The 21,631-nt window shown below is 44.3% G+C and carries 20 protein-coding genes, 1 pseudogene and 1 riboswitch; of the genes and pseudogenes, 12 read left to right on the top strand and 9 right to left on the bottom strand.

The window, feature by feature from the left end; genetic code table 11:
* From FTU91_RS02850 to FTU91_RS02840, 3 genes and pseudogenes are all read right to left on the bottom strand, one after another.
* Nucleotides 1–342 (bottom strand): annotated as a pseudogene (locus FTU91_RS02850) (IS982 family transposase); the annotation flags it as partial.
* Between the two features lie 294 nt (nucleotides 343–636).
* Nucleotides 637–1,353 (bottom strand): phosphate signaling complex protein PhoU, encoded by a 717-nt coding sequence (gene phoU / locus FTU91_RS02845; RefSeq protein ID WP_086195193.1) that lies wholly within the window; start codon nucleotides 1,351–1,353, stop codon nucleotides 637–639.
* A gap of 94 nt (nucleotides 1,354–1,447) precedes the next feature.
* The gene (locus tag FTU91_RS02840; protein ID WP_180080871.1) at nucleotides 1,448–2,800 is read right to left on the bottom strand and encodes a TolC family outer membrane protein; all 1,353 of its coding nucleotides are present in this window, start codon (nucleotides 2,798–2,800) and stop codon (nucleotides 1,448–1,450) included.
* A gap of 450 nt (nucleotides 2,801–3,250) precedes the next feature.
* On the opposite strand from FTU91_RS02840, the gene FTU91_RS02835 reads away from it, so the two are divergent.
* From FTU91_RS02835 to FTU91_RS02805, 7 genes are all read left to right on the top strand, one after another.
* Nucleotides 3,251–4,138: a hypothetical protein gene (locus FTU91_RS02835; RefSeq protein ID WP_257221640.1), complete on the top strand. Its 888-nt coding sequence runs from the start codon at nucleotides 3,251–3,253 to the stop codon at nucleotides 4,136–4,138.
* Between the two features lie 89 nt (nucleotides 4,139–4,227).
* Nucleotides 4,228–4,360, top strand: a riboswitch (TPP riboswitch).
* 108 nt (nucleotides 4,361–4,468) lie between these two features.
* On the top strand, nucleotides 4,469–6,352 hold the full coding sequence (gene thiC, locus FTU91_RS02830; RefSeq protein WP_180080869.1) for a phosphomethylpyrimidine synthase ThiC: 1,884 nt from the start codon (nucleotides 4,469–4,471) through the stop codon (nucleotides 6,350–6,352).
* 77 nt (nucleotides 6,353–6,429) lie between these two features.
* The gene (locus FTU91_RS02825; protein WP_180080868.1) at nucleotides 6,430–7,050 is read left to right on the top strand and encodes an NUDIX domain-containing protein; all 621 of its coding nucleotides are present in this window, start codon (nucleotides 6,430–6,432) and stop codon (nucleotides 7,048–7,050) included.
* 10 nt (nucleotides 7,051–7,060) lie between these two features.
* Nucleotides 7,061–7,870 (top strand): 3',5'-cyclic-AMP phosphodiesterase, encoded by an 810-nt coding sequence (gene cpdA, locus FTU91_RS02820; protein WP_180080865.1) that lies wholly within the window; start codon nucleotides 7,061–7,063, stop codon nucleotides 7,868–7,870.
* A 209-nt stretch (nucleotides 7,871–8,079) separates the two neighbouring features.
* Nucleotides 8,080–8,607, top strand: a complete 528-nt coding sequence (gene dksA, locus FTU91_RS02815; protein WP_086174133.1) for an RNA polymerase-binding protein DksA — start codon at nucleotides 8,080–8,082, stop codon at nucleotides 8,605–8,607.
* A gap of 22 nt (nucleotides 8,608–8,629) precedes the next feature.
* A complete protein-coding gene (gene gluQRS / locus FTU91_RS02810; RefSeq protein WP_257221644.1) occupies nucleotides 8,630–9,529 on the top strand; it encodes a tRNA glutamyl-Q(34) synthetase GluQRS in 900 nt (299 codons plus the stop codon).
* A gap of 55 nt (nucleotides 9,530–9,584) precedes the next feature.
* Nucleotides 9,585–9,818 carry a zinc-ribbon domain-containing protein gene (locus FTU91_RS02805; protein WP_180080863.1) on the top strand — a complete coding sequence of 78 codons (234 nt, stop codon included), beginning with the start codon at nucleotides 9,585–9,587 and terminating at the stop codon, nucleotides 9,816–9,818.
* 15 nt (nucleotides 9,819–9,833) lie between these two features.
* Here the strand turns inward: FTU91_RS02805 and ftsW are convergent, their stop codons facing one another.
* The 5 genes from ftsW to FTU91_RS02780 all read right to left on the bottom strand — a co-directional run bounded on the left by ftsW (nucleotide 9,834) and on the right by FTU91_RS02780 (nucleotide 14,977).
* Nucleotides 9,834–11,030, bottom strand: a complete 1,197-nt coding sequence (ftsW, locus tag FTU91_RS02800) for a putative lipid II flippase FtsW (RefSeq protein ID WP_166169579.1) — start codon at nucleotides 11,028–11,030, stop codon at nucleotides 9,834–9,836.
* Between the two features lie 21 nt (nucleotides 11,031–11,051).
* A complete protein-coding gene (gene murD / locus FTU91_RS02795; protein ID WP_180080861.1) occupies nucleotides 11,052–12,398 on the bottom strand; it encodes a UDP-N-acetylmuramoyl-L-alanine--D-glutamate ligase in 1,347 nt (448 codons plus the stop codon).
* A gap of 177 nt (nucleotides 12,399–12,575) precedes the next feature.
* Nucleotides 12,576–12,827, bottom strand: coding sequence for a DUF6587 family protein (locus FTU91_RS02790; RefSeq protein WP_180042624.1), 252 nt, complete (start codon nucleotides 12,825–12,827; stop codon nucleotides 12,576–12,578).
* Nucleotides 12,828–12,857: 30 nt separating this feature from the next.
* Nucleotides 12,858–14,720: a ferrous iron transporter B gene (locus FTU91_RS02785; protein WP_180080859.1), complete on the bottom strand. Its 1,863-nt coding sequence runs from the start codon at nucleotides 14,718–14,720 to the stop codon at nucleotides 12,858–12,860.
* Nucleotides 14,717–14,977 (bottom strand): ferrous iron transport protein A, encoded by a 261-nt coding sequence (locus FTU91_RS02780; RefSeq protein ID WP_368856199.1) that lies wholly within the window; start codon nucleotides 14,975–14,977, stop codon nucleotides 14,717–14,719. Before FTU91_RS02780 ends, FTU91_RS02785 begins: the two co-directional genes overlap by 4 nt.
* Nucleotides 14,978–15,149: 172 nt before the next feature.
* Between FTU91_RS02780 and xerD the strand changes: the two genes are divergently transcribed.
* The 4 genes from xerD to thrC all read left to right on the top strand — a co-directional run bounded on the left by xerD (nucleotide 15,150) and on the right by thrC (nucleotide 19,601).
* Nucleotides 15,150–16,067: a site-specific tyrosine recombinase XerD gene (gene xerD, locus FTU91_RS02775; protein WP_180080855.1), complete on the top strand. Its 918-nt coding sequence runs from the start codon at nucleotides 15,150–15,152 to the stop codon at nucleotides 16,065–16,067.
* 93 nt (nucleotides 16,068–16,160) lie between these two features.
* A complete protein-coding gene (locus FTU91_RS02770; RefSeq protein ID WP_180080853.1) occupies nucleotides 16,161–16,976 on the top strand; it encodes a DsbC family protein in 816 nt (271 codons plus the stop codon).
* A 124-nt stretch (nucleotides 16,977–17,100) separates the two neighbouring features.
* Nucleotides 17,101–18,405, top strand: coding sequence for a homoserine dehydrogenase (locus FTU91_RS02765; protein WP_180080851.1), 1,305 nt, complete (start codon nucleotides 17,101–17,103; stop codon nucleotides 18,403–18,405).
* Between the two features lie 56 nt (nucleotides 18,406–18,461).
* Nucleotides 18,462–19,601: a threonine synthase gene (gene thrC, locus FTU91_RS02760; RefSeq protein ID WP_180080849.1), complete on the top strand. Its 1,140-nt coding sequence runs from the start codon at nucleotides 18,462–18,464 to the stop codon at nucleotides 19,599–19,601.
* Between the two features lie 102 nt (nucleotides 19,602–19,703).
* On the opposite strand, the gene FTU91_RS02755 is transcribed toward thrC, so the two are convergent.
* Entirely contained in the window at nucleotides 19,704–20,750 is a 1,047-nt protein-coding gene (locus FTU91_RS02755) for a serine hydrolase (RefSeq protein WP_180080847.1), read from the bottom strand.
* A 220-nt stretch (nucleotides 20,751–20,970) separates the two neighbouring features.
* Between FTU91_RS02755 and FTU91_RS02750 the strand changes: the two genes are divergently transcribed.
* Complete coding sequence (locus FTU91_RS02750; protein WP_092819249.1) at nucleotides 20,971–21,606, top strand: response regulator; 636 nt, start codon at nucleotides 20,971–20,973, stop codon at nucleotides 21,604–21,606.
* Nucleotides 21,607–21,631 lie beyond the last annotated feature (25 nt).

Below are 21,631 nucleotides of genomic sequence, written 5' to 3'. Positions count from 1 at the left end.
GTCAATCCATAGATATTGACATGCTTGTCCTTTGCTTAAAGCACGGTGTAGTGCATGAATCGCAAGCTGATGTTGGTTAATCAGGCTGAGCATATTTTTATAGCAAGGCAAAGACTTAAATAATTTACTCTCAAATTGATAAAGCAATTGGAAAAATGTTTTAAAATTATTTACTTGCGATGTTTTATAACAAATTGCAATCGTCACAATTTCAGAGAGGGATAAGGTTGCTAATCGAATTCGTTTACGCTTATTTTCCTGCTTGAGAAATTGCCAATAGATAGGTTCAAATTTCTTAAAAAAATCATCAATAACACAGAAGATTTCTGTAAAATCAAACATGGTGGTTAGAGTCTTTGGTTTGTGTAGTAACTTTCTAAATGGCTCTAACCATCTTTTTTTCAAGCGGTTTTCTTATCCGTAATTCGGGTTATATATTTTGTGTACTTTTTTGATAAATAAGTCACACTTTTTGATACAATTTATATCACTTATCTCAAATTGTTAATTTTTATATATTCGGGAAAATAGAAGCTTTTATATTAGCCGCTCTATTAAATCGGCCACCTGATAAATAAATTTTTAAAATTTAAAAAGCCTGCAAATTGCAGGCTTTTTATTTAATTATTAGAATAATTAACGTTGAACTTTCTGTTCAATCTCTTCGACACTGGTATGACGAACATCTAGCCCTTTGACCATATAAATCACCTGTTCGGAAATATTACGGGCATGGTCGCCAATCCGCTCCAAAGAACGCAGTACCCACATTACATTGATGACCCGTGAAATATGACGTGGATCTTCAATCATATAAGTCATTAAGGTACGGGTCGCAGACTGGTATTCACGGTCAATATCGGCATCGGCAAGCAATACTCGTAAAGCCTGATCAACATCCAGACGTGCAAAGGCATCCAGCGCATCATGAATCATTACACGAACCTGATTACCAATGTGACGGGTTTCCATATAGCCACGTGGCGAACTGCCCTCTTCACATAAATTTTGTGCAATGCGGGCAATTTTTGCCGCTTCATCGCCAATACGTTCCAGGTCGGTATTGGCCTTTGACATGGCAATCACCATACGTAAATCAATCGCAGCAGGATGACGGCGTGCCAGAATCAGGGTCAAGGCTTCATCAATCTCGGTTTCCATACGATTGACTACATTATCCTGAAATTGCACTTCAATCGCTAAAGCGGCATCAGTGTCTAACAGGGCATGAATACTGTTGGCCACTTGCTGCTCGACCAAGCCCCCCATGGTCATAAACTTGGTATTTACATCTTGCAAATCTTCATTAAATTGCGAAGAAATATGGTGATTTAACACCGGATTGTTTGGCAAGGGACGTACTCCACAACAGCGATTTTAAAATGAATGATCTTGTTTAATATTAAAGCATACCTACTATGAAGTTTTTATGACAAAAACTGCAAGATTAGCTGACTGGCTTGAACGACTTGTCAACCAGCCAGGCATTCATTTCTTCAAGGTCTTTTTCGGTCAATTTACCGACCGATGCTTTTAAACGCAGCACATTAATCAAATAATCATATTTTGCATTTAAATAATCCTGTTTGGCAGAAAAAGCGTTGCGTTGTGCCAGCAGCACATCGACCATGGTTTTTAGACCTTCCTGATATTGTGCTTTAGAGGCTTGGGAAACCACTTCCGAAGAGTCCATTGCGGCTTTTCGTGCCTGTAATTTGGCTTGATCAGTTTCTACCTGCATATAAGATTTTTTCACATCGGTGCTGGCTTTGCGAATTGCAGCCTCCAGCTGGGATTCGCTTTTCTTCACATTCACCGCGGCTTTTTGAATGGATTTTTGCGTTCTGCCCCCAGTATAAACATTCCAGTTCATCTCTACGCCAATCTGGTCAAACTGGCCATCACTGGATACTACATTTTGCGGGGACTGCTTGATATATCCATACGTCCCTACCGCCTCAATTTGTGGATATAAGGCAGCTTTTTCTACCCGTTTCTGGTCTTCTGCATAACGCTGCTGGATACGTGCCTGCTGAACAGAGAGATTCTGACTCAGTGCCAGCACTGTCCAGGCATCCAGATCAGCAGGATAAGGCTTTTGAAATTGAAAATCGTCTCGGAGTACGGCCAAATTCTCTTGATAAGGTCCGATTAACTGGGTCAGCTGTTCCTGTGCCAAAACCAATTGTACATGCGTGGCAATCCGGTTGGCCCGGGCACTTTGATATTGCGCATTGGCCTCACTGACATCGCTTTTTGCTACCAGTCCTTCTTTTAATTTGGCATTCATCACATTCAGCTGTTCAAACAGGGCTTTTTCTTCCTGCAGATTGGCTAGGGTTAAACTCTGCTGACGCAATATATTAAAATAACTTTCCGAGACGTTTAAAATGTGTTCCTGGCGCTGTAATTGTAAAGTGATTTCACTCAGATTAACGGAAGTTTTAATCTGCTTTAAACCTTCCCAGGCATCCCAGCGAAATAGTGGCTGACGAGCAGTAATGGCAATTTGTCGAGTAGTGGACGAGGAAGCCGTAAATGCATCTACAGGAAAACCAGGAATAGTGCTGTCACTGCTCTGCTGACTTTTACGCACCACATTTCCAGAAACAGTCACCGTTGGCAATAAATTCCCTTTGGCAATGCCCAGATTGAGTTGATCTGCTTCATACTGTAAAAGATTCGCTTGCCAATTGGGATCGCTGTTTTTCGCCCGTTGATAGGCTTGCACCAAATCCAGAGCATGACTCCATGGACTGAACAGCAACACACATACACCAATGACTATTTTAATATCCATTTTTTATCGTAAATCCCGACCTGCGACCATCCATAGACATGCATATTTATAATAAAAGCTATGCAATATTAAAATGATCTGCTCAATTTTCCGTATGATTTTTATTAATTTTTGCCATCTGCTCAGCTGTTATTCATCAACCTCCACATGACTGCTCCATCATCACAGCACGTAACCAAAATCCTTCACAACACTACACAGACAAAGACTTTTTCAGTTATACAATACCCGCATACCCTGCAAATCATTGCCGCATGTACCCGATATAGAATGACTGTGCCGTTAAAAACAAAATTTTCTGTTAAGCAATATTTCCCTTTCTTTATTTTTATCCTTCTTATCGGGTGTCAAAAACCCGAACCTCAACCTATTCAAGAACCGGTACAAAAACAATCACAACAAGATGAAACGGTAGATTTAAACCTATTATGCAAAAATCTTGAGAAAAACATGCTGGCCATTAATGCAGAACGCACCACTTTTGCCCTGGAACAGATTAATCAGGATCTCAAGTTATGCTTGCCGCTGTCCACATTAGCAGAACAACAACATTTATTAAAACTATCCAATCAAATGTACAACAACTTCCTTAGTGTGGATAGAACAGCGCCACAGCAAGCTGCTTTCGAAGAGTATGCTTTTGATTTATCGCAGCATCCGACCATTCAACAAAACCGTTTTGAACAACTGACGTTACGTGATCAATATTTATTAAAACATAAAGGGCAAGCTTATATAGAGCTGTATGATCGCGGTAAAGGCCAGATCAATTATCGCCGCAGCCCCGAATATTTAGCCAGAATTTTTGCGCCTTATATGCCACAAGCCGAACAGGTCTTTATCGAAAATCTGGCGGCACAAAATACGCTGCCGGTATTTTCAGAGCATATCTTGATGATTGAACCGCATGAAATTGTGACCCGGGCTTTATTCTGGGAAGAATATTTAAATCAATACCCCAAAAGCAGCTATCGTAAAGATGCGGAATATCTTTTACAGATGTATACCCTGTTTTTATTTAAAGGCATGCATGATTCGCCTGTCTCGGATACTTACCTGGATAAATATGCAGTGCAAAGCAGTTCAATGGATGAAATTGAAAAATTAGCCCAGGTCAAAAACTCACATTTAGCGGTTCAAGCGAGCAAGTTTCTGCAGTTTCTACAGTTATCCGAACAGCAGCGCTTACAAGAAATTCCTGTTCAGCTTAGCCTCAAAGAACAACAGTCGATGTCTGAAAAACAGCTCACACTCAGACAGTTAGATGAATATTTGGGTTTACAAAATCTGAGCCTTTCCAACCCGCGTGACTGTTTTAGTGATGCCGTTTGTCTTTAAGCTGCCTCTCAGTCTCCGATCTGGATGCCAGCCGAAAAGCGATGTTTTATGTGAATGTTTTTTAGTACATGGACATGGTAGTATTGATTCATAGCTTGACGGAGCGCGAGTAATAACTCGCTGAGATCGCCTAAATTCTATATGCAAATATGGCATTTGAGGGTGAGTACCGTTGAACCTGATCAGGTTAAGACCTGCGTAGGAATCAAGCCATCAAAAAACCTAAGCCTTCAATTGATTTGTGTTGATTTTAAAATCATTCAATCAGATCAATCTGCCACGTTTTTGGTCGTGCTTGATTCGTTGATATTATTCACAAGGATCATTACCATGGACCAATTAACGAATCGCTCTGCAACAGATATTTCCGCTCAGCATGAGCAAGATGCCAAAGATCTCACCCGAATTTTACCCGCTTCCAGAAAAGTCTACATTCAAGGTTCGCGTAGTGACATTCAGGTGCCTATGCGTGAAATTTCCCTGACCGAAACCCCAACCGGTCTGGGTGGTGAACACAATCCGGCCATTATGGTCTATGACACTTCAGGCGTTTATACCGACCCGAACGTGGCGATTGACCTGAATAAAGGTTTGCCCAATGTGCGTGAAAGCTGGATTGAAGAACGTCAGGATACCGAACGTTTAGATACCTTGAGCTCTGCTTTTGGACAGGAACGTCTGAAAGATATTCGTACGGCAGAAATCCGTTTCGCCCATATTCAAAAGCCACGCCGTGCTAAAGCGGGCAAAAATGTTACCCAGATGCACTATGCACGTCAGGGCATCATTACTCCGGAAATGGAATATATCGCCATTCGTGAAAACCAGCGCCAGCAGGCAGGTGTCGATGCACGCCAGCATGCCGGTCAAAACTTCGGGGCCAAGAATCTGACGGAAATTACCCCTGAATTTGTGCGTCAGGAAGTAGCGGAAGGCCGTGCCATTATTCCGGCCAATATTAACCATCCTGAAATTGAACCGATGATTATCGGACGTAATTTTCTGGTCAAGATCAATGCCAATATCGGCAACTCCGCACTCGGTTCCAGCATTGATGAAGAAGTAGCGAAAATGACCTGGGCCACCCGCTGGGGTGCTGACACCATTATGGATTTGTCGACCGGCAAAAATATTCATGAAACCCGTGAATGGATTATCCGCAACTCTCCTGTTCCAATTGGGACAGTTCCTATTTATCAGGCACTGGAAAAAGTTGATGGTGTAGCCGAAGATCTGACCTGGGAAATCTTTAAAGACACCCTGATTGAACAGGCAGAACAAGGCGTGGACTATTTCACCATTCATGCCGGCGTGCTTTTAAGATATGTACCGCTGACGGCTAACCGCTTAACCGGAATTGTTTCTCGCGGCGGCTCTATCATGGCGCAGTGGTGTCTGGCGCATCATCAGGAAAACTTCCTGTATACGCATTTTGATGAGATCTGCGAGATCATGAAGGCCTATGATGTGTCCTTCAGCCTGGGGGATGGCTTACGTCCAGGCTGTATTCAGGATGCCAATGACGAAGCACAGTTTAGTGAACTACGTACCTTGGGTGAACTGACCCATCGTGCCTGGGAGCATGATGTACAGGTGATGATTGAAGGTCCGGGGCATGTACCGATGCACATGGTCAAAGAGAATATGGATCTGCAACTGGAAGTCTGTAAAGAAGCGCCTTTTTATACTCTGGGGCCTTTAACCACTGATATTGCTCCGGGATATGACCATATTACTTCAGCGATTGGCGCTGCCATGATTGGCTGGTATGGTACCGCCATGCTGTGCTATGTCACGCCAAAAGAGCATTTGGGCTTACCGAACAAGAAAGATGTCAAAGACGGTATCATCACCTATAAAATTGCAGCCCATGCCGCCGATCTGGCCAAAGGCCATCCGGGTTCGCAAGTGCGTGATAATGCCCTATCTAAAGCACGTTTCGAATTCCGCTGGGAAGATCAGTTCAATTTGAGTCTGGACCCGGATACGGCACGTAGCATGCATGATGAAACCATGCCGAAGGAAGCGCACAAATCTGCGCATTTCTGTTCTATGTGCGGTCCTAAATTCTGTTCCATGAAAATCACTCAAAATGTGAGGGATTATGCGAAAAATCAAACTAATGACGGACAGGATACAGAGATTGAAGCAGGTTTGAATGCCATGAAAACCAGCTATCATGAACATGGTCAAAAATTGTACCACAAGCTGTAATTCTTAAAAAAAAATCTTTTATTTTCATAAAATTCTCAGTTAGGATGAATGTATGCTTTTCATCCTGACTGAGCTATATGAATATTATTAAACAAGCCACATATAACAACGACCAAGTTAAAATTCAGTCGCGTGAATATCTTTTTCGTGGCTTCATTCAGGTTGAAAAAGTCAATCTCTGCCATCGTTTATTTAACCAGAGCAAATTCACTCCTGTTATGCAGCGTGAACTGATTCACCGCCCTGAAGCTGCCGGTGTACTGATTTATGATGATACCCAGCAAAAATTTGCCTTGATTGAACAGTTCCGTGTCGGTGCAATGGATGATCCAGAATCCCCCTGGCAACTGGAAGTGATTGCCGGTGTACTCGATGGTGATGAATCGCCGGAAAGCTGTATACGTCGTGAGAGCGTGGAAGAATCAGGCTGCGAGATTGACCAGTTACAGCATTTATTCAGCTTTTATCCTTCGGCTGGGGCCTGTTCTGAACTGTTTCATTTATATAGTGCCCAGGCGCATCTTCCTGAACACGGCGGAGTGTTTGGCATGCCGGATGAAGGGGAAAATATTCAGCTGCATATCATTGATTATAGTGAAATCACTACCTTATTGAGTAATGGCCGATTAAGGAATGCGCCAGTCATTATGGCCTTGCAATGGTTGCAACAACATATTAAAACAACAAGGAATGTCTAGGGAGTCGGACATGACTTTATACCAACCCAATGAAGACCAGCAAGACTGGACCATTATTCAGATTTCAGACACACATTTGATGGATCAGGACGATCTGGAATTTGTAGAGATGAATCCGGAACAGAGCTTTCATGCTGTGATGCAACAGATTCAGCAGCAATATCCGAGTACCGATGCCATTATTCATACTGGGGATCTGGCACAAGTACCGGTCAAACAGACGTATACACGTTATTTATCTTATATGCAGAATCTTGGTATTCCCTTTTATCAAATTCCAGGCAATCATGATGATATTGATCTGTTCCCTTTCTATCAGCATAAAAATCAGGTACACGCCATTCATTTTGGCAGATGGAGCGTGCTGCTGCTAAACACAGCCGTAGACGGCAGAATAGATGGCCGGATTAAACCAGAGCAATTACAACAGCTAGATCAACTATTGGCAGAACTGCAACAGCAATTTGTCATTGTGGCATGTCATCATCATCCTTTTGCCATGCAATCAAAATGGATCGATCAACATAAACTGAAAAACCCTGAAAACTTGACCGCTGTTTTAGCCAGGCATAGTCATGTCAAAGCGGTTATTTTTGGTCATGTGCATCAGGATTCGTGTCATGAATGGCAGCACATCCGGTTTTTCTCAACTCCGTCGACCTGTGTCCAGTTCAAACCTTTCAGTGAAAATTTTGCCCTGGATGACCAGGCCCCGGGGTTTCGTGTCCTGCATCTGAAAGCCAATGGTGAGCTTGAAACCCAAATTCAGCGTGTCCAAACAGTACGGCAACAAATTAATAGCGAAATTTCAGGTTACTAACTTTTCATTTTGCTTTTTTTCTATTACTTTATGGCTTCCGAAGGAAGCATGATCGATAGAATCCAAGCATCAAAGACTATCAAAAAGCACAAAAAGTCTATATGATGACGACCCTCGAAGGAGAATCTCCTTAGGGTTGGATAAAAACACTTGCATATCACCATATTTTTTGCGTATAGATAATACGCATATGATGAGGAATGCCCTATATGGCGAATGACAACCAAAATCAAGTCTTGGACGAACAAACTGATGTGGTAGATGAAAAATCTACCAAACGCGTGCGTAAAACAAAGCCAAAAGCGTCAGAAAGTGGTTCTACTGCTAGCTTATTTGGTATTGCACCTTATCAGCCTAAAAAAAATGAAGAATACATGTCTGAAGGACAGCTTGAGCATTTCCGCCAGATTTTATTGGCGTGGAAAGCGGAGCTCATGTCTGAAGTAGACCGCACCCTCAACACCATGCAAGACGAAAATACCGCATTGCCTGATGTCAATGACCGTGCCACACAAGAAGAAGAGTTTGCGATTGAACTCCGTACACGTGACCGTGAACGCAAGCTGATTCGCAAGATTGAGCAATCCATCGAAGCGATTAAAAACGACGATTACGGTTTCTGTGAAACCTGTGGTATTGAAATTGGTCTGCGTCGTCTTGAAGCACGTCCAACCGCTACCCTTTGTATTGACTGCAAAACCTTGGCAGAAATCAAAGAGAAGCAAAACAACGGTTAATACTGTGTTAAGTAATCCCTCCCTGACCCTCCCTTTAAAAAAGGGAGGGAAAGCTGAAGAGAATTACGTGGGCCGGTTTGCGCCATCGCCAACCGGCCCTTTACATTTTGGCTCGCTTATTACAGCGGTGGCCAGTTATTGCGATGCCCGTGCCCATCAGGGTCAATGGCTGGTCCGGATTGAAGATACCGACATGCCGCGTATTTATCCCGGTAGTGAAGAACATATCTTGCGCTCAATCGATGCGTTCCAGTTTGAGCCCGATGCCGAGATCATTTTCCAGAAAGACCGCCTCGATATTTATGAATCTGTCATAGAACAGCTGCATCAGCAAGGCTGGGTCTATGCCTGCCAGTGCACCCGTAAAATGCTCGGCTCCAATCATATCTATGCCGGAACCTGCCGGGATTTAAACCTGCCTTTTCAGCAGCAAGCCATTCGTCTGAAAGTATCAAATCAACAGATTTGCTTCACCGATCGCCTGCAAGGCACACACTGTTCCAACCTGCAACAGGACCTGGGCGATTTCATGCTAAAGCGCCGTGATGGCATTATCAATTATCAGCTCGCCGTAGTGGTTGATGATTATCTGCAAGGCATGACCCACGTAGTTCGCGGTGCCGACCTGCTGGATAATACCGAACGGCAAATCTGGCTCGGTTCGCTGCTGGGTTATCCGCAACTTGACTATATGCATCTGCCTTTGGCGATGAATGCTCAGGGACAAAAACTCTCTAAACAAAATCTGGCTCAAGCACTCGATCTCAAGCGTGCTCCTGAATTATTACAGCAAGCCATTCGCGCTTTGCACCAACCGGAAGTCGATTTAGACACGCCCCAAAATATGCTGAAACAGGCCATTGTCCAGTGGAATACAGACTTGATTCCGCATACAACTGAGCTACACGGCAGCTATTTATAAAACTCGGATTATCGTTAAGCTAAAAACATTTACAGTAATCAATGGCAGACTTAAAATGTTTTTTATCTTTGGTATTGGCCCTAAAACCAAAGTGGTCGAGAAAAATCAGTCTCTATGCCCGGTATGCAGAACGCGCAGCGCTTATGAATTGAAACAGCAAGGCAATTATTTTTCTTTATTTTTTATTCCACTGATTCCCCTCTCAAAAGTAAAAGGAGAATTTGTGCAATGCTTGCATTGTGGAACTGAAATGCCGAGCACCGTTTTAAACCATGCTCAGCCGGAATAATTGTCCGAATCAACGCTAGAAGCTTGATTCCTCTTTACTTGGATTGGCTTTTTGCGTGGTGGCATCAATTTTCAAAATCAGGCTGATCATCACTGCACACATAATTAACGATGAACCGCCATAACTGATAAACGGCAAGGTCAAACCTTTGGTCGGTAACATGCCCATATTCATGCCGGCATTCACTAGGATTTGCAGCAAGAAAATAATACTGATGCCATAGGCCAGATAACCTGCACGCAAATATTGATACTGCAAGGCCCGATGTCCAATCTTGATACAACAGACCACCATCATGAAGGATAGGATCAATACGGTACTGATACCGAAAAAGCCAAATTCCTCACCTAAAATAGCTAACATAAAATCAGTATGCGCTTCAGGCAGATAAGACATTTTCTGGATACTATGACCGAGTCCGACTCCCATCCATTCACCCCGACCAAAGGCCATCAGCGCATTAGACAACTGATAGCCGGTGCCCAAGGGGTCAGCCCAAGGATTGGTAAATGATAAGGCACGCTGTAAACGGTAAGGCTCAAAGATAATTGCGGCGGCCAAAGCAAAGATAATTGCGATCAGGAAGAAAATAAACTGAATTGGCGGTGCGCCAGCCAGGAAGAAAACGCCTAAAATCATCAGGACAATTACCGCAGTCGCACCCAGATCGGGTTCCAGCAGGATTAAGCCTACAGTGATGATCATCACGCCGACCAAGCGGTATAGGCCGGATGCACTGCTTCGCACCTCTTTTGCCCGTCGTACCACATAATCCGCAGTAAAGATGGCCATCATGACCTTGGCCACTTCCGAGGCCTGCAAGGTAAAACCGGCTATACGAATCCAGCGGGTGGAACCGTTGACCTCAGTACCGGCAACTAGCACCACCGCCAGCAGCAGAATGGTCATAATCCACAGGGGAAAGGTATTGTTAAACCAAACATTCAGCGATACTTTATAAGCCAGAAATGCAGCTACACCTGCCACAAAAATGGAAATGCCGTGTCGGATTACATAATGAAATGCATTTTCATGTAAGCGGTCAGCATAGGGCATCGATGCCGATGCCACCATGATTGAACCGATACAAAGCAAGGCAATCACACAAAAAATCAGTACATTACGTGGCGTAACTTCAGCGGGAATTTTCGCTCCCCACTCATTGTAGACCTGATTAATTTTATTTATGGTCGTCTGAGCTAACCCAGCCATACAACTTTCCTTATCGTTCTTCTAAGCAAGTGTGTTCACACATTCAACAAACTGGTGTCCACGTTCACTATAACCTTTAAACATATCAAAACTTGCACATGCAGGGGACAATAACACTACATCATGGGCTTGGGTATGTTGCTGGCATAATTCCACCGCTTCTTTTAAAGATTCGGCATGAAGCAATGTCGTGGTTCCTTCAATGGCGGCTTCAATAATCGGATGGTCTTCACCAATTAACACCGCGACTTTGGCATATTTGCTTAAAGACTCACGTAAAGCAGTGAAATCCTGACATTTACCTTGACCACCCAGGATGATTGCCACTTTCCCCTGTTGCGGCTCAATTGCAGCCCCCAAACCATCAATGGCAGCCAAGGTTGCGCCAATATTGGTGCCTTTAGAGTCGTTATAATAACGAACACCATTGACTTCTTTAACAAATTCACAGCGATGCTCTAGGCCTTTAAAGGTTTTCAGCGTTTCCAGCATGCTGTCCAGCGGCAAACCGATCGCTTCACCCAAAGCCAGGCAAGCCAAGGCATTGGCTACATTATGTGTCCCTTGAATGTACATATCTGTGCTTTTTAACAGGCGTTCACGACCACGTGCCAGCCAGATCGTGCCATTATCTTCTTTTAAGATGCCGTACTGATTTAAATCCGGTGCATTCAGACCAAAGCTCTGCATGGGTGTCGTATCTGGAACCAGCGGACGAGTGAGTGAATCATCACGGTTAAACACGACTTTTTTCACGCCCTGGAAAATACGATGTTTTGCAGTGTGATAACCAAACATATCACCATGACGATCAAGATGATCTTCACTCATGTTCAGTACCACTGCCACTTCGGCATTTAAATTGGAGGTAGTTTCCAACTGGAAGCTGGACAATTCCAGAATATACAGTTCAGGGTCATCTTTGGTTAAATCCAGTGCAGGACGACCCAGGTTACCGCCTACCGCCACTTTCTTACCGGCATCTTTAGCCATTAGGCCAATCAGGGTAGTTACGGTACTTTTGGCATTTGAACCGGTAATCGCCACAATCGGTTTATCGGTGGCACGGCGCAAAACCTGAATTTCACTGATTACCGGAATGCCTTGGGCAATCGCTGCCTGAATTTCTGCAATCTTTGGATCAAGCCCCGGACTGATCACAATTTCTTCAGCTTGTAATAACAGATCTTGATCAAGCTGACCAAAACTGGTCTGAACATCGGCAGGAATCTGATCATGTCCGGGAGGTGTCTTTCGAGAATCTGTTACTGCAACGCGGTAGCCATGTTCATATAAGAAATTGACTGCTGCAACACCTGAAATTCCGAGTCCTGCAACAACTTTTAATCCACCACGCTGTATTAACATTTTTGCCCCATTTTATGGTCTGTTTTTAAAACTGACAAAATGTTAGCACTTTGCTGTTTTGAATGCTTTTTCTGTTTTGACTTTATCTCGGCTTTTTTGTGTCAGCGCGTAAAAAAACCGTCATAAAAATGACGGTTTTGCAAAATTCTTATTGAAGATGGAAATATGACCTGAAAGTTATTTCCATTTTACCGCTTGCACTTCAGATTTTTTCTGAACCGGGTCGGGATTTGCAGCACAGCCACAGCTTCCTCCGCAACCTGAAACCATCGCCGGTTTTAACCATTTTGCCAAAGCTGTCCAACCCTGCTTTTCACAGTGCTGAGACAGTGCCGTGAAGACTGAGTTTGATGTTCTGGGAAAAACTTTCTTAAACACCACGACAGCACTCCAAAGGACCAAAGCAGCCACAATCAGAATTTCAATCATTTCAGTCTCCTTTCACAGCCTTAAATCACACTATCCAAAGTAATGTGAAGCAATTTGATAGGTCAGGAATGACATCAGATATGCCAGACCAAACAGGTACAGGGTCATGAAAGACATGGTTTTCCACGACCCCGTTTCGCGGCGCACCGTCGCCAGCGTGGCCAGACAGTGCGGTGCATAGATAAACCACACCAGCAATGACAAACCAGTCGCCAATGACCAGCCCAATTCACCTGTGCCACCGATAATAGAGGCCAGACCCTGTGACATGGCATCTTCATCTACCGCAGAAAGTGCATATACGGTACCCAATGCAGCCACCACCACTTCACGAGCCGCCATTGCAGGAATTAAAGCAATACAGATTTGCCAGTTAAAGCCCAGTGGGGCAAAAATTGGCTGCATCACATGACCCAGCATTCCGGCAAAGGAATAATCAATTGCCGGGGCAGTTGCACCGTCCGGTGCTTGCGGGAAGGTACACAAGAACCACAGTAAAATGGACAGGGCGAAGATGATGCCACCGACACGTTTCAGGAAGATTTTGGCGCGATCCAGCAGACCAATCCAAACGCTTTTGACATCAGGAAAACGGTAGCTTGGCAACTCCATTAACAACATATGCTGTGACTTGTCTTTTTGGAAAAATTTCAGCACGGTCGCCACAATCAAGGCACTAACAATCCCAGCCATATATAGACCGAACAGCACCAAACCCTGTAAATTGAATATACCCCAAACCATTTTTTCCGGAATGAAAGCGGCAATCAGCAAGGCATAGACCGGCAAACGGGCCGAGCAGGTCATCAGCGGTGCCACAAAAATCGTGGTTAAACGGTCACGTGGATCACTGATGCTGCGGGTTGCCATAATGCCCGGCACCGCACAGGCAAAGCTGGACAGTAGTGGAATAAAAGCACGACCTGAAAGACCGGCTTTAAACATCAGCTTATCCAGCAAAAATGCCGCACGCGGGAGGTAACCCGATTCTTCCAGCACCAAAATGAAAAAGAACAGGATTAAAATCTGGGGCAGAAACACCACCACACCACCAGCACCGGCGATAATTCCATCCACCACCAGACTGTTCAATAGCGGATGGGAAATCTGTGCACTGACCACTTCACCCAGCCAGCCAAAAAAGCTTTCGATGCCATCCATGAATGGCGCAGCCCAGGCAAATACCGCCTGGAACACGATGAACATCATCAGGGCCAGACTGACCAGTCCCCCCACCGGATGTAAAAATATCTTGTCCAGAAAATCGGAGCGTTTGTCTTCATGGTCAACAAAAACCACCACATCTTTTAGCAGCTGAGCAATTTTTTCATGATTTGAACCCGAAATTTTGACATCACTCAGTTCAGCATTGGGCGTTCTAAACGTTTCTGCATCCAGTGCACCCATCAGGTTTTCAATCCCTGAATTACGTACTGCAACGGTTTCTACCACAGGAATGCCTAAACGTTGCGATAGTTTTTGCGTGTTGATCTGCATGCCACGGCGGCGTGCCTCGTCCATCATGTTTAAGACCAGTAAAATCGGACGGCCCAGCTCTATCATTTCCAGAACCAAACCGAGATGCAATTTTAGGTTAGTTGCATCGACTACACATAGAAAGGCATCTTGCTGACCTTCTTCTGCAATTTTTCCTTGCACCACATCGCGAGTAATGGCTTCGTCTGGACTAGTGGCATTTAGACTATAGGTCCCGGGTAAATCCAGTACACGAACCGCACGAGCTGAAGGTAAAGTAAACTGCCCTACTTTACGTTCAACCGTGACCCCGGCATAGTTGCCAACCTTCTGCCGTGTTCCGGTTAAATGGTTGAATAATGATGTTTTACCGCAGTTCGGGTTACCTACAAGGGCAATACGTAGCGCATCACTCATGCAGTGATCCCCTCTTCAATTTCAATTTTTTCAGCTTCAACTTTGCGCAGTGCGAAACGGGTAAACCCCACCTGTATCAGGATAGGATCACCACCAAAAATACCTTTGGTAATGACCTGAACTTTAGTCCCCGGTACAAAGCCCAAAGTTTCCAAACGACTCGCCACCAGATCAGTCTGAGCTGTATCACTATTCAAAGTACGGTTGACTTTGCGAATGATGGCCGTTTGTTTCACTTTCAAATCAGATAATCGCACCGCATCTAATCCTAAAATATTTGCTACAGTATACAAACAAATGAGAATAATTACCAAGTAAGGTTTGATTCCAATTCTCATCTTGTCTGTAGCGTTCGACATTGCAAAAAAATTGGTCTACATTGATCAACACCAAGAAAAACTTGGATTTTTCATTCAATGTAGAAGTGACATGCTCAATAAAAAGCCTCGTATTCCTGCACCGGTAAATATTCCTGAACATTTAAGTTTTTTACAGGGGTTTCGAGATTATTTAATTGCTCAAACCGTCAGTCCACATACACGTAATGCTTATCTATCTGATTTAATTCAATGTAGTGAATGTCATGCGGTTTCAATTCCAGACTGGAATAGTGATGACATCTCCGATGTTTTATTGAATTTGACCAAACAGGGCAAAAGTCCGCGCTCGATTGCCCGCTCACTTTCTGCACTCAGATCCTTTTATAAATTTTTACGTGAACAAAAATTACGTAGCGATAATCCTGTTGCAACCCATAAAACGCCTAAGATTGGCCGGGCCTTGCCTAAAGATTTGTCTGAAGCCGATGTTGAAGCCCTGATTAACGCTCCCGACATCAATACGGCTCTGGGCTTACGCGACCGGGCCATGTTTGAAGTCCTCTATGCCTGCGGCCTGCGCGTATCGGAATTACTCAATTTAAGACTGGAACTGATTAATTTAAAACAAGGTTATTTGCGCATTGTCGGTAAAGGTAACAAGGAACGTCTGGTGCCTTTGGGACAAGTCGCTTGCGAATGGATTGAAAAGTATCTTAATGAAGCGCGTTCCCATTTATATAAAACTGCCACTGACTATGTATTTTTAACCCAGCATGGCGGCATTATGAGCCGGCAGAATTTCTGGTATGCTATCAAGCGCTATGCCTTGCAAGCCGGTATTCAAACCGAACTTTCGCCGCATACCCTGCGTCATGCCTTTGCCACCCATTTGCTCAATCATGGTGCCGACTTGCGTGTGGTCCAGATGCTGCTCGGGCATAGTGATTTATCCACTACTCAAATTTATACCCACGTGGCTCAGGTTCGCATGCAGCAATTGCATGCCACTTATCACCCACGCGCTTAAGGGCAGCAAATTCAGACCAAGAAGTTTTATCGCGGGCATTTTTTTTTGTTATGCTTAGGCACCTGTTTTTATGCCTACAAGAAAGGGTTGTTTATGTCATTTACCCGTTCAAAAATTTTTCTCGCATGTACACTTGCTGCTGGCTTAGGATTAATGGCCTGCTCCAATTCGAATAATGATGAAAAAAAACAAAATACCTTAACCGCTAGTGCACCTGCTACCGGCCAGGCCTCCAATCTTTCAGAACGCAATGCACAGCAACGTCTGGTAAACACGCTGCAACAGCACTTCAAGAAAGCCAATATCAATGCCAAAATTTTAAATATCAAGGCAACCGAAGTTCCTAACCTGTATTGGGTTAACCTGGAAGGTATGTCATCAGTTTATGCCACCGCTGATGGCAAATACATTATTCAGGGTGACGTGCTGCGTCTAGGCGACAGTAAAATTCACAATGTCAGTGAAAACCTGCAATCCGAAGCCAATAAAAAGCTACTGGCCAACTTAAAAACCGAAGACTTGCTGGTTTATAAAGCCCAAGGCAAAACCAAACATATCGTGTATGTGTTTACCGATGCCAGTTGCCCGTATTGCCATAAACTGCATGAGCATATGAGCGAAATTAATGCCAAGGGCATCGAAGTACGCTATATCGCTTGGCCACGTGGCGAACAGTTCATGCCAGCCATGGAAAGCGTGTGGTGTAGTGCAGACCGTCAGGCGGCTTTTGATCAGGCCATTGCCGGAGCACCGCTTGCTCCAGCGACTTGTAAGAATCCGGTCAGAGATCAATATCAGCTGGGGCTGAATATGGGCGTCAATGGCACTCCGGCCATTTATAACAGCGAGGGCGTTTACCTGGGTGGATATCTCTCGCCTGAAGAATTGGTAGAGCGTTTAAATAACTAATTTTTATCAGTTCATCTACTAAATTTAATAGGTAGAGATAAAGTGATTTCTGCCCTAGAGTCTGGCCGTTTTTTTAGCTATGATCTAAGTTCGCTTAAAGTTGAATACATATTTGGAGTGTGACGTGAAACCAGTTCGTCTGGCAATCCTCGGTCTAGGTACTGTGGGTGGTGGTGCCCTTAAACTACTAAAAGAAAATGCTGCTGAGATTAAGCGTCGCACCGGTCGTGAAATTGAGATTACCCATGTGGGTACTCGTCGCCCTCGTCCTGATCTGGATTTGCCTGCTTCGGTGAAACAAAGTGCTGATCTGCTCGATATTGTTCGTCAACCGGATGTCGATATCGTGGTAGAAGTCATGGGCGGCATTCATCCTGCTTATGAAGTCATTATGGAAGCGATGAAATACGGCAAGCACATTGTAACGGCTAACAAGGCCCTGCTCGCTGAACATGGCAATGAGCTGTTTAAAGCAGCCGAAGACCATGCCGTGCAAATTGCCTATGAAGCCGCCGTTGCTGGTGGTATTCCAATTATTAAAGTTATTCGTGAAGGTCTGGCTGCCAACAAGATTGAATGGCTAGCGGGCATCATCAACGGTACAGGCAACTTCATTTTAAGTGAAATGCGTGAAAAAGGGCGTGCTTTTGCAGACGTGCTGAAAGAAGCGCAAGAGCTGGGTTATGCCGAAGCAGATCCAACCTTTGACGTTGAAGGCATTGATGCTGCACATAAACTGACGATTCTGGCTTCATGTGCCTTTGGTATTCCTCTACAGTTCGACAAGGTATTTACCGAAGGCATCAGCAAAGTGACTGCTCAAGACGTGAAATATGCCGAAGATCTGGGCTTCCGTATCAAGCACCTGGGAATTGCCCGTCGTGCTGCATCTGGTATTGAATTACGTGTTCATCCTACTTTAATTCCAGATGATCAACTGATTGCCAATGTTAATGGCGTGAAAAATGCAGTCTTGGTTCAAGCCAATGCTGTTGGTCCAACACTGTATTACGGCGCAGGCGCAGGTGCTGGCCCTACTGCTTCTGCGGTAGTCGCAGACATCGTGGATATTGTCCGTGATATTATTTACACAGAAGATGGTGCCGGAACCATTCCACAACTGGCTTTTGAAGCTTTGACAGATTTGCCAATTCTGCCGCGTGAAGAAATGACCACGGGCTATTACATCCGCATTAATGCCGAAGATCAAACAGGTGTTCTGGCAGATGTCACCACCATTTTAAGCCGTGCCGGTATTAGCATTGACGCGATCATGCAACAGCCGCGCTTAAAAGACCTTATTCCTATCGTGATTCTGACTGATCCAGTCAAGGAATCAAAAATGGATGAAGCCCTTCAGCAAATTCAAGCATTGCCCGTCATTCATGGCGAAATTGTACGAATTCGTTTAGAATCGCTTGATAATTAATCGGGTTGAGGGGAGTATTCCCCTTGCCAAGCTCTACACACAATTGGAACATCATCATGTCTAATGCCAATCGTTATACTGGTTTAGTTGACCGCTATCGCGACCGTTTACCAGTGTCTGCAACTACTCGCGCAATCTCTTTAGGCGAAGGGAATACGCCACTGATCAAGCTTGAGAACATTCCACGCATTATTGGCAAAAATGTTGAAATTTATGTGAAGTACGAGGGCTTAAACCCGACTGGTTCATTTAAAGACCGTGGTATGACCATGGCGGTTACTAAAGCAGTTGAAGAAGGCTCTAAAGCGATTATCTGTGCTTCTACCGGTAACACTTCTGCTGCTGCAGCCGCTTATGCTGCCCGTGCTGGTATCAAAGCATTTGTGCTCATTCCAGAAGGCAAAATTGCCATGGGCAAAATGGCACAAGCGATGATGTATGGTGCTGTCACCATGCAAATCCGCGGTAACTTCGACGACGGTATGCGTCTGGTCAAAGAAGTGGCTGACCAAGCACCTGTGACGATTGTAAACTCAATCAACCCTTACCGTTTGCAAGGTCAAAAAACCATTGCTTATGAAATCGTGGATGAGTTAGGTCGTGCGCCTGATTATCACTGCTTGCCAGTGGGTAACGCAGGTAACATCACGGCTCACTGGATGGGTTATACTGAAGCTGTTGCCAACCAGCCTAAAGAGCAGTTTGAACAAGTGGTTTATGATGCTGCAACTGATCAGTTCACTGGCCCTAAACCTGAAGGCTTGCCAACCATGGTCGGTTACCAGGCATCTGGTGCTGCGCCGTTCCTGCGTGGTGCACCGGTTGAAAACCCTGAAACTGTAGCTACAGCGATTCGTATTGGTAACCCGCAAAGCTGGCATCATGCCAAAGCGGTGGTACGTGATTCAAAAGGCTGGTTCGATGAACTAACTGATACTGAAATCTTGGAAGCACAACGCTTACTTTCTATGTATGAAGGTGTATTCGTAGAACCTGCTTCTGCAGCGTCTATTGGTGGTGCGATTCGTGATATTAAAGCAGGTAAAATTGCTGAAGGTTCTGTTATCGTATGTACAGTAACCGGTAATGGCCTGAAAGACCCTGATACAGCAATCAAACAATGTTCTGATGCCGTGATGTTGTCTATCGATGCCTCTATGGATCAAGTGAAAGAGTCTATTCTTTCTAATATGTAATGCATATGTAGACCAAAGAAAAAAACCCTGCGATCGCAGGGTTTTTTTCATTTAGAAGCATTCAAACGTTGAGTAGATTTGAAGACTTCTCCAAATTCAGCCTTAAATACGCTTGGGTAACTGGCTAACCCAAGTCATTAAACGGGTGGCATCATTGGTACGTGCGGCAGAAGAATCTGCTCCAAGAAGCACAACCACAGCCGGACGGTTATTTAAAGTGGTATGCATGGCTACACAACGTCCTGCTTCATTGATATAACCGGTTTTGGAAATATTGATATTCCAACCACCATTACGTACTAACGCATTGGTATTGTTCGATTTCAATACTCGGTAACCAAGGTTAAAGTCATAGCTTGGAGTGGTCGAGAACTGGCGAATCAAACCATATTGCGATGCAGTATTGACCAAAATACCAAGGTCACGTGCTGAAGACACATTGCCCGGGTTCAAACCTGTTGACTCCAGATAATGGGTTGAATTCATTCCAAGTGCTTTGGCTTTTTTGTTCATCGCTGCGATGAAAGCCGAACGTCCCCCTGGATAAGTACGTGCCAATGCAGAAGCAGCCGGATTCTCAGACTTCATTAAAGCAAACAGTAAAGCTTCAGCGCGATTCATGCTATCACCCGCACGGAGCGTTGAGCTTGAACTCTTACAGCCTAAACAAGAAAAGTCAGCCTGTTGTAAGGTAATTGTCTCAGACATGTTTAAACGCGCATCAGCAATGACCACAGCAGTCATCAGCTTGGTTAGGGAAGCAATTGGAAAGGCAGTATTACTATTTTTACTGTATAAAACCTCACCTGTCTGGCCATCCATCACCAAAGCAGCACGGGCATTCACCGAAGGCTGATTGCCATAGCTGGAATTATTTAAAATCTGTACAGCCTTGGGTGCAGAATGAGTAGCTGCAGCATTTGAACTGCGTACAGAAGTGGTTACTTTTGTTGAACCTTGTGGAGAGACTTCTTCAGCTGAAGCATCACCGTTTAATAATTGACTCACATCTTCAGAGGACCAGTTTAACGTCGCTTGTCCCGCCCCTTTAGACGCATCCATCACCAGCTCAGCAAAACTGGTTGAACTTATGCCTAGCAGAATCGATATGCCTAGCACATGCATTAAAGATTTTTTCGAATTTTTCACGGTGATTTACTCAACTCAAGAAGGCAATATACATTTGTATATTCCCTCAAAAATGCTTACATTTAAACACAAATATGAACACTTTTTGTTACTCACAACATTGTGTATAACATTTAATGGAAAGATAAAGAATAGGATTGCTAATTTTGTCATTTCATTGCAAGCTTATTTTGCTTTATGTAACAAAAAAATGCATTTTTTTGAGATGAGGGAGAACTAGGTGATCACAGTTTTAGTGGTAGATGACCATGAATTGGTACGTACCGGAATTTGCCGTATGCTCGAAGACCATGCGGATGTTCAAGTGATTGGTCAGGCTGAATCTGGTGAAGAAGCGATTAACTTAGTCCGTCATCATCATCCGAATGTCGTTTTGCTGGATGTCAACATGCCGGGCATTGGCGGGGTAGAAACTACCCGACGCCTATTGCAAACAGCCCCTGAAACCAAAGTACTGGCCGTCAGTGGTCTGGCGGAGGAACCCTATCCTTCCTTATTACTGAAAGCCGGGGCGAAAGGCTATATCACCAAAGGTGCACCGGTTTCCGAAATGGTACGTGCCATCAACAAGGTCATGCAAGGCGGAAAATATTTCAGTGCCGACATTGCCGAACAGCTGGCCAGTTCTTACCTTTCCGATACCCAGCAATCTCCTTTCGATGCCTTGTCGGAACGCGAAATGCAGGTCGCAATGATGGTGGTAAATTGTATTAGTGCCCAGGAAATTGCCGATAAACTTTTTGTCAGTGTTAAAACGGTGAATACTTACCGTTACCGCATCTTCGAAAAACTGAATCTGGATAGTGATGTCAAATTGACTCATCTGGCCATTCGCTATGGCCTGATTAAACCTTAAGGCCCTTTGGCTTGCTAGAAGACAT

The organism is Acinetobacter sp. YH12201 (assembly GCF_013418145.1).
Lineage (GTDB): Bacteria > Pseudomonadota > Gammaproteobacteria > Pseudomonadales > Moraxellaceae > Acinetobacter.
Note: the sequence above shows the minus strand (reverse complement) of the source record. Positions and strands in the feature narration are given on the sequence as shown.